We start from the raw sequence: 13,257 nt of genomic DNA, 5'->3' as shown, positions 1-13,257 counted from the left end.
GCTCACTCGCTGGCGACACCGTGGATCGGCCGGATCGTGCTCCAGCTCTTGCAGCTGGGGCACTGCCAGTGATGGGCCTTGGCGCCGAAGCCGCAGCGGCTGCAGCGATACATCGCCTGGCCTTCCAGCAGCTTGCGGGTCAGGTCGCGCAGGATCAGGAAATTCTCGCGCGCCTCGCCTTCGATCTTGTCCATGGTGGCGTCGATCAGCGCCATCAACCCGCGCACCGACGGCCGCTGGCGCAATTGGGCGGTCAAGAAGTCGACCGCTGCCCGCTCGCCGTCGCGCTGCCGATACAGGTGGGTCAGCGCCAGCACCGGCGAGACGCCGTGGTAGCGCCCGAGCATGTCGTGCAGGAAATGTTCGGCACGTTCCATCTGCTGTGAACGGGCATAGCTGTTGAGCAGCGGCGGCAGAATGTCCGGGGTGAACGCGATATCGGCCTTGATCGCCGCCTCGTAGGCTGTCACCGCCTCGGCGTGCTGGCCGTCCTCGGACAGCAGGCGGCCGGTCAGCATGAAGGCGCGCACGCAGCCGGGCTGGCATTCGAACGCCTGGCGCAGGTAGTCGCGTGCCTCGGCGCGGGCGCCATGCTGGCGCGAGCGGTCGGCCAGTTCGCAGTAGAACTGGGCGATCATCGGCGCCTCGTCCTCGCCGGTCATCACCTCCAGCCGGCGTGCGTGCTCGATCGCCTTGTGCCAGTCGCGCTCGTGCTGGTAGATCGCGATCAGGTGGCGCAGCGCCGACGGTGCATGCGCGTCCATCGCCACCAGGTCGGAGAACAGCGCCTCGGCGCGATCCAGCAGGCCGGCACGCATGTAGTCCTCGCCCAGCTCCAGCAAGGCCACCGTCTTCATCGCGTCGGTCAGGCCCGGTCGCGAGACCAGGTGCTGGTGCAGCCGGATGGCCCGGTCCACCTCGCCGCGGCGGCGGAACAGGTTGCCCAGCGCCAGGTGGGTCTCGACCGTGTCGCGGTTGTACTCGGCCAACTTGAGGAAGACCTCGATCGCCTTGTCCTGCTCCTCGTTGAGCAGGTAGTTCAGGCCGCGGAAATAGTCTGAGGACAGCTCGCTGACCTCGGCGCCGGAACGGCGTGCACCGGCCTGGCGGGAGGCCCACCAGCCCAGCACAAATGCAGCTGGCACCAGCGGAACCAGCACATACAGGAAATTCATGGCCGGGCCGGCAGCTTCTTGTCGGCACGCGGTTGCCGGCGATGCCGGCGCATGCTCACGCCGAGCCACGCGGTGAGCCCGCCCAGCAGCCAGCCGATCACCAGTGCGCCCAGCAAGGCCGCGCCCTTGGGCAGTTGCATCCGGACGAACGCGAGGTCGTAGCCGACCATGTCGGCATTGAGTGCGCCCAGCACGACGCCAGCGGCGATGAAGATCACGAGGACGATGATGGCGAGCAGTCGCATGGCCGAGACTTTACCCGATTGCTCGTGACAGGCACAGGCAGCGTGGGTGGTCCATGCGGCAACGATTCATGGCGGCCCGGTGGCCGCACGACGGCGCGCAGCAAAAAAGGCAGGACCGACCTGCGTCGCCTGCCTTCGGTCGATCTTTCCTGAGTGGTGGCCGGGATGTCAGGCGATTTTCTGCTCCAGATCCTGGTTGACGCGCTCGCGCAATTCCTTGCCCGGCTTGAAGTGCGGAACGTGCTTGCCGGGCAGCGCCACGGCCTCGCCCGTCTTGGGGTTGCGTCCCATGCGCGGCGGCCGGTAGTGCAACGCGAAACTGCCGAAACCACGCACCTCGATGCGTTCGCCATGGGCCAGGGCGTGGCTCATCTGCTCGATGACGCTCTTGACGGCCATCTCGACGTCGGCAAACGCAAGATGGGTCTGGCGCCTGGCGAGCGCCTCGATCAATTCGGATTTAGTCATGGGCCCCAATGTCCGTGACATGAAACGACGGGGCGGCGGCGACAAGCTGCCGCCCCGTGTCAGGCTGCTGCAGGCGATCAGTCGGCCTTGTTGAACTGCTCCTTGAGCAGCGCACCAAGCTTGGTCGTGCCGCTGGCCGCGGACGAGTAATCCACCGACGTGTCGGGCGCGTCTTCCTCGTCCTTGGCGCGGATCGAGAGCGCCAGCTGGCGCCCCTTGCGATCCATGCCGGTGAACTTGGCCTCGACCTTGTCGCCCACCTTCAGGTGCTGGGTGGCGTCGTCGATGCGCTCCTTGGCGATGTCGTTGGCGCGCAGGTAACCCTCCACGCCCTCGCCCAGGTCGATCACCGCACCCTTCGCATCGACTTCCTTGACGGTGCCGTTGACGATGCTGCCGCGCGGATTCGCCGCCATGAACTGGCCGAACGGATCCTGCTCCATCTGCTTGATGCCGAGCGAGATGCGCTCGCGCTCCGGATCCACCGCCAGCACCACGGCCTCGATCTCGTCGCCCTTCTTGAAGTTGCGCACGAGGTCTTCGCCGGACATCTGCCAGGAGATGTCGGACAGGTGCACCAGGCCGTCGATGCCGCCGTCCAGGCCGATGAACACGCCGAAGTCGGTGATCGACTTGATCTGGCCGGAGACCTTGTCGCCCTTCTTGTGCATGGCGGCGAACGCTTCCCACGGGTTGGAACGCGTCTGCTTGATGCCCAGCGAGATGCGGCGACGCTCTTCATCCACGTCCAGCACCATCACTTCGGTCTCGTCGCCGACCTGCACCACCTTGGCCGGGTTGACGTTCTTGTTGGTCCAGTCCATCTCGGACACGTGCACCAGGCCTTCCACGCCCGGCTCGATCTCGACGAAGCAGCCGTAGTCGGTGACGTTGGAGACCTTGCCGAACAGGCGGCTGCCGACCGGGTAGCGACGGGCGATGGCGACCCACGGGTCGTCGCCAAGCTGCTTCAGGCCCAGCGAAACGCGGTTGCGCTCCTTGTCGTATTTCAGCACGCGCACGTCCAGCTCGTCGCCGACGTTGACCACCTCGGACGGATGACGCACACGCTTCCACGCCATGTCGGTGATGTGCAGCAGGCCGTCGATGCCGCCCAGGTCCACGAACGCGCCGTAGTCGGTGAGGTTCTTGACCGTGCCCTTGACCACCGCGCCCTCGGTCAGGCGCTCCAGCAGCTTCTCGCGCTCCTCGGAGAACTCGGTCTCGACGACGGCGCGGCGGCTGACCACCACGTTGTTGCGCTTGCGGTCCAGCTTGATGATCTTGAACTCGAGTTCCTTGCCCTCGAGATAGGTCGGCTCGCGCACCGGGCGCACGTCGACCAGCGAACCCGGCAGGAACGCGCGGACGTCCTTGATGTCGACGGTGAAGCCACCCTTGACCTTGCCGGAGATCATGCCCTTGATCGTCTCTTCCTTGTCGAACGCCTGTTCCAGGTCGTCCCACACCATCGAGCGCTTGGCCTTCTCGCGCGACAGCTTGGTCTCGCCGAAACCGTCTTCCAAAGCTTCGAGGGCTACCTTCACCTCGTCGCCTACCTGCACCTCCAGCACGCCGTCCTCGCTCTTGAACTGCTCGATCGGGACGATGCCTTCGCTCTTCAGGCCGGCATTGATCACGACGACGTCGTTGCGGATTTCCACAACGATGCCGGTGACGATGGCGCCGGGCTTCAGCTTGGAGATGGCCTGTTGGCTCTGTTCAAACAGTTCGGCAAAACTTTCAGTCATGTTGATTCCATAGTGGGAAAAGACCGTGATCCGTTGCGCCTGGTTGGGTGTTGCGCACGAACTTTCCGGTCCACCGGTTGAGGGTGCCTTCGGGTGGTTGCACAGAACCGACCGTCGTCACCATTGGCCAAAACCCCCTGCCGCGGCAGGGGCACAGAAACCGCCGCGCAACCCGCTCAGGACTGCACGACGGCAAGTACTTTCGCGACGACCTCGTCGATGCCCATCCCGGTGGTATCCACCAGCACGGCATCCTCGGCAGGCTTGAGCGGCGCAACCGCCCGCGATGCATCGCGGCTGTCACGCGCCTCAATTTCTCGCTGAAGGCCGGCAAGTGTAACGCTGAGTCCCTTTTCCTTCAACTGCTTATAGCGCCTTTTCGCCCGCTCGGCGGCGCTCGCGGTGAGGAAAACCTTGTGCACGGCATCCGGGAAGATCACCGTGCCCATGTCGCGCCCGTCGGCGACCAGGCCGGGCGCCTTGCGGAAGCCCAGTTGCAGCGCCACCAGCGCCTCGCGCACCGACGGCATCGAGGCGATCGCCGAGGCCGCCGCCCCGGCGGTCTCGGTGCGCAGCTCGTCAGTGGCGTCGTGTCCGTTGACGATCACCCGGGTCTCGCCGCCGTCGCTGGCAGCGCGGAACTGGATCTTCGTGCCCTGCGCGCAGCGGGTCACCGCCTCCACGTCCGACAAGTCCAGCCCGGCCATGCCGGCGGCGTAGCCCACGGCGCGGTACAGCGCGCCGGAATCCAGCAGCCGCCAGCCCAGCCGTTCGGCCACCAAGGCGCTGACGGTGCCCTTGCCCGACCCCGACGGCCCGTCGATCGTGAGTACGGGTACGACGGGAGCATGGCTCATGGAAGGACCCTGGCTGAATGGCTAAGGCCGGAAGTTTACCGCGTTGACCCCACCGGGGACGCGTGCTATCTAGCCGATCTCCTTGTCTGCAGCCCTGTCCGAACCGCCTTATGACCGACCTTCGCCGCGAGTTCGAGCAGGCTGCCAAGGACATCCGGCAATTGGCCCGGCGCCCCGACAACGACACCTTGCTGAAGCTCTACGCGCTCTACAAGCAGGGCTCAGAGGGTGACCTCAAGCGCGTCCAGCCCGGTTTCTTCGACTTCGTCGGCACAGCCAAGCACGAGGCCTGGGCGCAGCTGAACGGCGTCTCCGAAGAAGAAGCCATGCGCCGCTACATTGCGCTGGTTTACCAATTGCTGGCCTGATCCGGGCTGCCGTACTCACGAGAGGCTTGCTTTCAAACGCCGAACACCGGCACATTCATACGATCGTTTGAGCCTCGTGTGGATCGCATGCATTACCCGAACCTGTTCGCCCCGCTCGATCTGGGCCATGTCACCCTGCCCAACCGTATCCTGATGGGCTCGATGCACACCGGGCTGGAAGACAAGGCCAGCGACTACGACAAGCTGGCTGCGTACTTCGCCGAGCGCGCCCGCGGCGGCGTCGGGCTGATGGTCACCGGCGGCATCTCGCCCAGCATCGAAGGCTGGCTGAAGCCGTTCGGCGGCCGGCTCACCCTGCCTTGGCACAAGCCACGCCATCGCAAGCTGACCCGCGCCGTGCACGCTGCAGGCGGGCGCATCTGCCTGCAGATCCTGCATGCCGGCCGCTACGGCTACCACCCGTTGTCGGTGGCGCCATCGAGGATCAAGTCTCCGATCACTCCATTCACGCCACGGGCGCTCACCGCACGCGGCGTGGAGCGCACCATCGGCGACTTCGTGCACTGTGCGCGGCTGGCGCAGGATGCCGGCTACGACGGCGTCGAGGTGATGGGCTCGGAAGGCTACCTGATCAACGAGTTCATTGCCGCGCGTACCAACCGGCGCGACGATGCCTGGGGCGGCGACGCGACGCGGCGCATGCGCTTTCCGGTCGAGATCGTGCGCCGCACGCGCGCGGCGGTCGGCCGCGACTTCATCATCATCTACCGGCTGTCGATGCTCGACCTGGTCGAGGGCGGCCAGGACTGGAGCGAGGTCGCCACCCTGGCCAGGGCGATCGAGGCCGCCGGCGCCAGCATCATCAACACCGGCATCGGCTGGCACGAGGCGCGCGTGCCGACCATCGTCACCAGCGTGCCGCGCGCCGGCTTCGCCTGGGTCACGCAAAAGCTCAAGGGCGAGGTGGCGATCCCGCTGGTCGCCACCAACCGGATCAACATGCCGGACGTGGCCGAGCGCATCCTCGCCGATGGCGAAGCCGACATGGTCTCGATGGCGCGCCCGCTGCTGGCCGACCCGGCATGGGCGAACAAGGCGAAGGCCGGGCGCAGCGAACGCATCAACACCTGCATCGCCTGCAACCAGGCCTGCCTCGACCACGTGTTTCAGAACAAGCGCGCCAGCTGCCTGGTCAACCCGCGCGCCTGCCACGAGACCGAGCTGAAGGTCGAACCGGCCAGCGTGCGCAAGCGCATCGCCGTGGTCGGTGCAGGCCCGGCCGGCATGGCCTGCGCCGCCACGCTGGGCGAGCGCGGCCATGCCGTGGTCCTGATCGACCAGGCCAGCGAGATCGGCGGCCAGTTCAACTACGCCAAGCAGATTCCGGGCAAGGAAGAGTTCCACGAAACGCTGCGCTATTTCCGCCACCAGCTGGACGACACCGGCGTCGACGTCCGCCTCGGCCAGGTTGCGGACGCCGCCTCGCTGCGCGCCGGCGGCTATGACGAAGTGGTGATCGCCACCGGCATCACGCCGCGCCAGGCGAGCTTTCCCGGCAGCGACGACCCGCGAGTGCTGGGCTATCTCGATGTGCTGGCCCGGCATCAGCCGGTAGGCGCCAGGGTGGCGGTCATCGGCGCCGGCGGCATCGGTTTCGACGTAGCCGAGTTCCTGGTCGAACATGCGCCCTCGCCCACCACCGACGTGGCCCGCTGGACCCGCGAATGGGGAGTGGACATGCAGCTGCAGCAGCGCAGCGGCCTGCAGCCGCCACAGCCGGAAGCGCCGGCGCGCCAAGTCTGGCTGCTCCAGCGCAGCGAGGGTCGCCCCGGCGCGCGGCTCAACAAGACGACCGGCTGGGTACATCGGGCCACGCTCAAGGCGAAACGGGTGACCATGCTGGGCAATGTCGGCTATGAACGTTTCGATGACCTGGGCCTGCACATCACCGTCGACGGCAAGCCACAGATCCTGCCGGTCGAGCACGTGGTGGTCTGCGCCGGCCAGCTGCCGAACCGCGGGCTGGCCGACGAACTGATCGCCGCCGGCATGAAGGTGCACGTGATCGGCGGCGCCGACGTGGCCGCCGAGCTGGATGCCAAGCGCGCCATCGCCCAGGGCACCCGCGTGGCCAGCGCAATCTAGGCGCCGGTACGCCGACACCGCTGCCCGATGGCAGCGGTGTCGGTCATCCAAAAGAAAGCGCCCCGCAGGGAAGACGCATCGACATGGGCTCAGGGGGGGAGTTGAACCAGATGTCGTATTTAGCGTCGCTGCGGGGCGAGGGCCGCCGCCACCAGGGGGGAGGGGAAGTGGCGGGACGGAAGTGATTTTATGATCGACGGAATAAAGTATCTAATATATATTTAGGCCGTTATTGATTTCGAATCACTATATGTTTGACCTTCGCCAGCTGCGCTACTTCATCGCCGTCGCGGAAGAGCTGAGTTTCACCCGCGCTGCGCTGCGTCTGCATCTCTCCCAGCCGCCCCTGTCGCAACAGATCCAGTCGCTGGAACGGGATCTGGGCGTGCGCCTGCTGGAGCGCACCAAACGCAGTGTGACGCTGACCGAGCCCGGTCGGGTGTTCCTGGAGCAGGCACGACAGATCCTGGCCAAGGTGGACGAGGCGCGTAGCCAGACGGTGGCCGCCGCCGCGGGTTACAGCGGCCAGTTGCGGCTGGCCTATACCGTCTCGGTCTCGTTCCATCCGGCCATGCCGCAAACCTTGCTGCGTTTTGGCCAGATCGCTCCCGACGTGCGCCTGCAACTCAGCGAGATGTACACCGAGCCGCAGTTCGCGGCCCTGCTCGCCGGCAAGATCGACGTCGGCTTTGTCCGTGACGAGCCGTTGCAGGCGCAGTACGCCCGCGACCTGCGCTGCAGCGTGATCGATCGCGAACCCCTGCTGCTTGCGTTGCCTGCCGGCCATCCGCTGGCTGGCCGCAGCAGCCTGCGTCTGGCCGAAGTGGCCGGCGACGCGTTCGTGTCGCAACCGCGTGAGCTCGCTGCCACGCTTTACGACCGGCTGGTGAAACTGGCGACGCGGGCCGGTTTCCAGCCGTCGATCACCCAGCATGCCCAGCAGATCAACGGCCTGCTGGCCCTGGTTGCCGCCGGGCTGGGGCTGGCCCTGGTGCCGGCCAGCATGCGCACCGTGCGCCTGGCCGGGATCTGCTACGTGCCACTGGAGGACCCCGATGCCTTTCTGTTGCTGGCCGTGGCCTGTCGGGCCAGCGATCAGTCCCCCACCCTGCAGCAATTCCTGGCCACGGTGGCGCAGACGGCCGTCGCGTCGGACTTGTGACAAACCATGTGGCTCGCTATACTTGCCCGCTTACATTTTAGTCTAGTGTCAGGAGCTGGCCGTGAAGGTGCTTAACTCTTTGAAGTCCGCCAAGGCGCGGCATCGCGACTGCAAGGTTGTGCGCCGTCGCGGCAAGGTATTCGTGATCTGCAAGAGCAACCCCCGTTTCAAGGCTCGCCAGCGCTGAGTGCAGTCTGACGATGCCACGAAAAAGGCCGCGCAAGCGGCCTTTTTCGTGGGTGTTCCTGCGGCCTGCGGCGGCGCAAGCCGTCACTCGTAACGGACGTCGATGATCTCGTAGTGCTTGACGCCGTTCGGTGCGGTGAACTCGAAGCTGTCGCCGGCGCTCTTGCCGATCAGCGCGCGGGCGATCGGGGAGGACACCGCAATCAGCCGTTGCTTGATGTCCGCCTCCAGGTCGCCGACGATCTGGTAGGTCACTAGGGTACCGGAGTCCTCGTCCTCCAGATCCACGGTGGCGCCAAACACCACGCGGTTGCCCGGGTTGAGTCGGGCGACGTCGATGACCTCGGCGGTCGACAGCAAGGCCTCCAGTTGGGCGATGCGGCCCTCGGTGAAGCTCTGCAGTTCGCGCGCCGCGTGGTACTCCGCGTTCTCCTTGAGGTCGCCGTGGGCGCGGGCCTCGGCAATCGCCGCGATGATGCGCGGACGCTCGACCGATTTCAGCCGCTCCAGTTCCGCGCGCAGGCGCTCGGAGCCGGTCTTGGTGATGGGAGCGCGACTCATGCGCTGAGCTCCTTGTGCAGTTCCTGCAGGCTGTGTACTTCACCGTCGCCGTGAAAGTCCAGCGAATGCACGAGCGCGCGGGCACCAGCCACCGTGGTGGAATAGGTGACGCGATGCTGCAGCGCCTCGCGCCGGATCGAGAACGAATCGGCGATCGCCTGCTTGCCCTCGGTAGTGTTGACGATATAGACGATCTCGCCGTTCTTGATCAGGTCAACGATGTGCGGACGCCCCTCGAGCACCTTGTTGATCCGCTCGCAGGCCACGCCGTGCCCAGTCAGGTAGCTGGCGGTACCGGCGGTTGCCACCAGGTTGAAGCCGCGTGCAATGATCTCGCGAGCCACCGGCAACAGGCGATCCTTGTCGCCGTCGCGCACCGACAGGAACGCCTTGCCGACCGTCGGCGCCTTGATCCCGGCCGCTTCGTGGCCACGCGCGAACGCCGCGCCGAAACTGCGCCCCACGCCCATCACCTCGCCGGTCGAACGCATCTCCGGGCCAAGGATCGGGTCGACGTTCTGGAACTTCAGGAACGGGAAGATCGCCTCCTTCACTGAGTAGTACGCCGGGATCACCTCGCGCGTCGCGCCCAGGCTGATCAGCGAACGCCCGGCCATCACACGGGCGGCGATCTTGGCCAGCGGCACGCCGGTGGCCTTGGACACGAACGGCACCGTGCGCGATGCGCGCGGATTCACTTCCAGGATATAGACGGTGTCGCCCTGGATCGCGAACTGCGTGTTCATCAGGCCGATGACCTTCAGCTCTTTCGCCATCGCGCTGACCTGACGGCGCATCTCGTCCTGGATCGACGTGCTCAGCGAATACGGCGGCAGCGAGCAGGACGAATCACCCGAATGCACGCCGGCTTCCTCGATGTGCTCCATGATGCCGCCGATCAGCACGGTGCCTTCGGCATCGGCGATCACGTCCACGTCGACTTCGACCGCGTGGTCGAGGAAGCGGTCCAGCAGCACCGGCGAATCGTTCGATACCTTCACCGCATCGCGGATGTAGCGCGACAGGTCGGCGTCGTCATGCACCACTTCCATCGCGCGGCCGCCGAGCACGTAGCTCGGCCGCACCACCAGCGGATAGCCGATCTCGCGGGCCAACGCCAGCGCCTCGTCGGCGTTGCGCGCGGTGCGGTTCGGCGGCTGCTTCAGGCCGATCTTCTCGATCATGTGCTGGAAGCGCTCGCGGTCCTCGGCCAGGTCGATCGAGTCGGGGCTGGTGCCGATGATCGGCACGCCGGCCGCTTCCAAGGCGCGCGCCAGCTTCAGCGGGGTCTGCCCGCCGTACTGCACGATCACGCCCTTCGGCTTCTCGACGTGGACGATTTCCAGCACGTCCTCCAGCGTCAGCGGTTCGAAGTACAAGCGGTCGGAGGTGTCGTAATCGGTCGACACCGTCTCCGGGTTGCAGTTGACCATGATGGTTTCGTAGCCATCCTCGCGCAGCGCCAGCGAGGCATGCACGCAGCAATAGTCGAACTCGATGCCCTGTCCGATCCGGTTCGGGCCGCCGCCGAGCACGATGATCTTGTCGCGACCGGTCGGCGCCGCTTCGCATTCTTCCTCGTAGGTCGAATACATGTAGGCGGTGCTGGTGGCGAACTCGGCCGCGCAGGAATCCACCCGCTTGTACACTGGGCGCACGCCCAGGGTGTGGCGCAGGTGACGCACGGCGGCTTCGTCGGTACCGATCAGCTCGGCAATGCGCGCGTCGGCGAAGCCGAGCCGCTTGAGCTCGCGCAGGCGCGGCGCATCGAGCGCGGTGATGCCCTGCCGGGTGATCTCCGCTTCAGTCAGCACGATGTCCTCGAACGCGGCAAGGAACCACGGATCGACCCGGCTGAGGTTGAACACTTCCTCCAGCGACAGCCCGGCGCGGAACGCATCGGCCAGATGGAACACGCGATCGGGGCGCGGCTCGCGCAATTCCCGCTTGAGCACGGCCAGCCCGTCGTCGGTGCCGAGGTCCAGGCCGGTGGGATTGAGGCCGGTCTTGCCGATCTCCAGCCCGCGCAAGGCCTTCTGCAACGACTCGTGGAAGCTGCGGCCGATCGCCATCACCTCGCCGACCGACTTCATCTGCGTGGTCAGGCGCGCATCGGCCGCCGGGAACTTCTCGAAGGCGAAACGCGGGATCTTGGTGACCACGTAGTCGATCGACGGCTCGAACGAGGCCGGCGTCAGGCCGCCGGTGATGTCGTTCTTCAGTTCGTCCAGCGTGTAGCCCACCGCCAGCTTGGCGGCGACCTTGGCGATCGGGAAGCCGGTCGCCTTCGACGCCAGCGCGGACGAGCGCGACACGCGCGGGTTCATCTCGATCACCACCACGCGGCCGTCGACGGGGTTGACGCCGAACTGCACGTTGGAGCCGCCGGTGTCCACGCCGATCTTGCGCAGCACCGCGATGCTCGCGTCGCGCAGGCGCTGGTACTCCTTGTCGGTGAGCGTCTGCGCCGGCGCCACGGTGATCGAGTCGCCGGTGTGCACGCCCATCGGGTCGAGGTTCTCGATGGCGCAGATGATGATGCAGTTGTCCGCGGTGTCGCGGACAACTTCCATCTCGAACTCCTTCCAGCCCAGCACCGATTCGTCGATCAGCACTTCGTGGGTGGGCGACATTTCCAGGCCGCGCTTGACGATGAGCTCGAACTCTTCCTTGTTGTAGGCGATGCCGCCGCCGGTGCCGCCCAGCGTGAAGCTGGGCCGGATGATCACCGGAAAGCCGAGCCTGGCCTGGATCTCCACTGCGTGCTCGAAGCTCTTGGCCACGTCGGATTTGGGGCTTTCCAGCCCGATCTCGGTCATCGCCTGCTTGAACAGTTCGCGATCCTCGGCCATGCGGATGGCTTCGCGCCTGGCGCCGATCAGTTCGACCTGGTACTTCTCCAGCACGCCGTGGTCGGCCAGGTCCAGCGCGCAATTCAGCGCGGTCTGGCCGCCCATCGTCGGCAGCACCGCATCCGGGCGCTCCTTGGCGATGATGCGCTCCACCGTCTGCCAGTTGATCGGCTCGATGTACACCGCGTCGGCGGTCTCCGGATCGGTCATGATCGTGGCCGGGTTGGAGTTCACCAGGATCACCCGGAAACCCTCTTCCTTCAGCGCCTTGCAGGCCTGCGCGCCGGAGTAGTCGAACTCGCAGGCCTGGCCGATCACGATCGGGCCGGCGCCGATGATGAGGATGCTCTTGATATCGGTGCGCTTAGGCATGCGTGCGGGCCTCCTGCATCAGTGCGGCGAAACGTTTGAACAGATAGCCGATGTCGAGCGGGCCCGGGCTCGCTTCGGGATGGCCCTGGAAGCAGAACGCCGGCCGGTCGGTCAGTGCGAAGCCCTGCAGCGAACCGTCGAACAGCGAGGTGTGGGTAAGCCGCACGTTTGCCGGCAGCGTGGCCGGATCCACCGCGAAGCCGTGGTTCTGGCTGGTGATCAGCACGCGGCCGTCGTCCAGATCCTTCACCGGGTGATTGGCGCCGTGATGGCCGAACTTCATCTTCAGCGTCTTGCCACCCAGCGCCAGGCCCATCAGCTGATGGCCGAGGCAGATGCCGAAGAGCGGAATTTTCGCGTCGAGGAATTGCCGGGTCGCCGCGATGGCATAATCGCACGCCGCCGGATCGCCGGGGCCGTTGGACAGGAACACGCCGTCGGGCTGCATGGCGAGCACTTCGGCGGCGGGCGTCTGCGCCGGCACCACGGTGACCTCGCAACCCTGCTCGGCCAGCAGGCGCAGGATGTTGAGCTTGGTGCCGAAGTCGTAGGCGACCACCTTGAAGCGCGTCGCGGGCTGGTTGAACGCGGTGCGGTCGAGGTCGTACACGCCCTGCTTCCACACGTACGGCCTGGCGGTACTGACCACCTTGGCCAGATCCATGCCGTTCAGGCCGGGGAACGCGCGCGCCTTGGCCAGCGCCGTTTCCGCGTCAACCTGCTCGCCCGCCACGATGCAGCCGGCGAGCGCGCCCTTGTCGCGCAGGATGCGGGTCAGTCGACGGGTGTCGATGCCGGCGATCGCGACCGTGCCGTGGCGCCTCAGGTAATCGGGCAAGCTCTCGGTGCTGCGCCAGCTGCTGGCGCGGCGCGGCACGTCGCGCACGATCAGTCCGGCCGCATGCACCGCGGTGGACTCGACGTCCTCGGCGTTGACGCCAGTGTTGCCGATGTGCGGATAGGTCAGCGTGACGATCTGGCGTGCGTAGGAAGGATCGGTGAGGATTTCCTGGTAGCCGGTCATCGCCGTGTTGAAAACCACCTCGCCGACGGTCTCGCCGACAGCGCCGACGGCGTAACCATGAAACAGGCTACCGTCTTCGAGGGCCAGCAGGGCAGGAATAGGCATCGGGGTAACCGCCTTTTGGATGCAG

General features: G+C 66.2%; 12 protein-coding genes. 4 read left to right on the top strand and 8 right to left on the bottom strand.

Annotated features, from left to right (window positions below; all coding sequences use genetic code 11):
* Positions 1-2 precede the first annotated feature (2 nt).
* From lapB to cmk, 5 genes are all read right to left on the bottom strand, one after another.
* Positions 3-1,175: a lipopolysaccharide assembly protein LapB gene (lapB, locus tag RHOOR92_RS0102770; RefSeq protein WP_027489527.1), complete on the bottom strand. Its 1,173-nt coding sequence runs from the start codon at positions 1,173-1,175 to the stop codon at positions 3-5.
* Positions 1,172-1,420, bottom strand: a complete 249-nt coding sequence (locus tag RHOOR92_RS0102765; protein ID WP_027489526.1) for a LapA family protein — start codon at positions 1,418-1,420, stop codon at positions 1,172-1,174. The genes lapB and RHOOR92_RS0102765 overlap by 4 nt, the downstream gene beginning before the upstream one ends.
* A gap of 168 nt (positions 1,421-1,588) precedes the next feature.
* Positions 1,589-1,888: an integration host factor subunit beta gene (locus RHOOR92_RS0102760; protein WP_007508279.1), complete on the bottom strand. Its 300-nt coding sequence runs from the start codon at positions 1,886-1,888 to the stop codon at positions 1,589-1,591.
* A 77-nt stretch (positions 1,889-1,965) separates the two neighbouring features.
* The gene (rpsA, locus tag RHOOR92_RS0102755) at positions 1,966-3,639 is read right to left on the bottom strand and encodes a 30S ribosomal protein S1 (RefSeq protein ID WP_007508277.1); all 1,674 of its coding nucleotides are present in this window, start codon (positions 3,637-3,639) and stop codon (positions 1,966-1,968) included.
* 176 nt (positions 3,640-3,815) lie between these two features.
* On the bottom strand, positions 3,816-4,496 hold the full coding sequence (gene cmk, locus RHOOR92_RS0102750) for a (d)CMP kinase (protein ID WP_015447682.1): 681 nt from the start codon (positions 4,494-4,496) through the stop codon (positions 3,816-3,818).
* 110 nt (positions 4,497-4,606) lie between these two features.
* On the opposite strand from cmk, the gene RHOOR92_RS0102745 reads away from it, so the two are divergent.
* The 4 genes from RHOOR92_RS0102745 (at position 4,607) to ykgO (ending at position 8,319) form a co-directional block, all read left to right on the top strand.
* Positions 4,607-4,864, top strand: a complete 258-nt coding sequence (locus tag RHOOR92_RS0102745; protein ID WP_015447683.1) for an acyl-CoA-binding protein — start codon at positions 4,607-4,609, stop codon at positions 4,862-4,864.
* Positions 4,865-4,951: 87 nt separating this feature from the next.
* A complete protein-coding gene (locus tag RHOOR92_RS0102740) occupies positions 4,952-6,970 on the top strand; it encodes an NADPH-dependent 2,4-dienoyl-CoA reductase (protein WP_007508271.1) in 2,019 nt (672 codons plus the stop codon).
* Between the two features lie 250 nt (positions 6,971-7,220).
* Complete coding sequence (locus RHOOR92_RS0102735) at positions 7,221-8,132, top strand: LysR family transcriptional regulator (protein WP_007508268.1); 912 nt, start codon at positions 7,221-7,223, stop codon at positions 8,130-8,132.
* Between the two features lie 61 nt (positions 8,133-8,193).
* Positions 8,194-8,319, top strand: coding sequence for a type B 50S ribosomal protein L36 (ykgO, locus tag RHOOR92_RS18475; protein WP_007508267.1), 126 nt, complete (start codon positions 8,194-8,196; stop codon positions 8,317-8,319).
* A gap of 83 nt (positions 8,320-8,402) precedes the next feature.
* Here the strand turns inward: ykgO and greA are convergent, their stop codons facing one another.
* The 3 genes from greA to carA are packed head-to-tail and all read right to left on the bottom strand — an operon-like array spanning position 8,403 to position 13,232.
* Entirely contained in the window at positions 8,403-8,879 is a 477-nt protein-coding gene (greA, locus tag RHOOR92_RS0102730) for a transcription elongation factor GreA (protein ID WP_007508260.1), read from the bottom strand.
* Positions 8,876-12,103, bottom strand: a complete 3,228-nt coding sequence (gene carB / locus RHOOR92_RS0102725) for a carbamoyl-phosphate synthase large subunit (protein ID WP_007508257.1) — start codon at positions 12,101-12,103, stop codon at positions 8,876-8,878. Before carB ends, greA begins: the two co-directional genes overlap by 4 nt.
* Positions 12,096-13,232: a glutamine-hydrolyzing carbamoyl-phosphate synthase small subunit gene (gene carA / locus RHOOR92_RS0102720; RefSeq protein WP_007508255.1), complete on the bottom strand. Its 1,137-nt coding sequence runs from the start codon at positions 13,230-13,232 to the stop codon at positions 12,096-12,098. Before carA ends, carB begins: the two co-directional genes overlap by 8 nt.
* Positions 13,233-13,257: the final 25 nt, after the last annotated feature.

Origin of the sequence: Rhodanobacter sp. OR92 (assembly GCF_000427545.1) — a bacterium.
GTDB classification, from domain to species: domain Bacteria; phylum Pseudomonadota; class Gammaproteobacteria; order Xanthomonadales; family Rhodanobacteraceae; genus Rhodanobacter; species Rhodanobacter denitrificans.
Note: the sequence above shows the minus strand (reverse complement) of the source record. Positions and strands in the feature narration are given on the sequence as shown.

Coding starts and splice junctions, on each gene's coding strand:
- lapB (WP_027489527.1), bottom strand. CDS start 1,175: ATGAATTTCCTGTATGTGCTGGTTCCGCTGGTGCCAGCTGCATTTGTG.
- RHOOR92_RS0102765 (WP_027489526.1), bottom strand. CDS start 1,420: ATGCGACTGCTCGCCATCATCGTCCTCGTGATCTTCATCGCCGCTGGC.
- RHOOR92_RS0102760 (WP_007508279.1), bottom strand. CDS start 1,888: ATGACTAAATCCGAATTGATCGAGGCGCTCGCCAGGCGCCAGACCCAT.
- rpsA (WP_007508277.1), bottom strand. CDS start 3,639: ATGACTGAAAGTTTTGCCGAACTGTTTGAACAGAGCCAACAGGCCATC.
- cmk (WP_015447682.1), bottom strand. CDS start 4,496: ATGAGCCATGCTCCCGTCGTACCCGTACTCACGATCGACGGGCCGTCG.
- RHOOR92_RS0102745 (WP_015447683.1), top strand. CDS start 4,607: ATGACCGACCTTCGCCGCGAGTTCGAGCAGGCTGCCAAGGACATCCGG.
- RHOOR92_RS0102740 (WP_007508271.1), top strand. CDS start 4,952: ATGCATTACCCGAACCTGTTCGCCCCGCTCGATCTGGGCCATGTCACC.
- RHOOR92_RS0102735 (WP_007508268.1), top strand. CDS start 7,221: ATGTTTGACCTTCGCCAGCTGCGCTACTTCATCGCCGTCGCGGAAGAG.
- greA (WP_007508260.1), bottom strand. CDS start 8,879: ATGAGTCGCGCTCCCATCACCAAGACCGGCTCCGAGCGCCTGCGCGCG.
- carB (WP_007508257.1), bottom strand. CDS start 12,103: ATGCCTAAGCGCACCGATATCAAGAGCATCCTCATCATCGGCGCCGGC.
- carA (WP_007508255.1), bottom strand. CDS start 13,232: ATGCCTATTCCTGCCCTGCTGGCCCTCGAAGACGGTAGCCTGTTTCAT.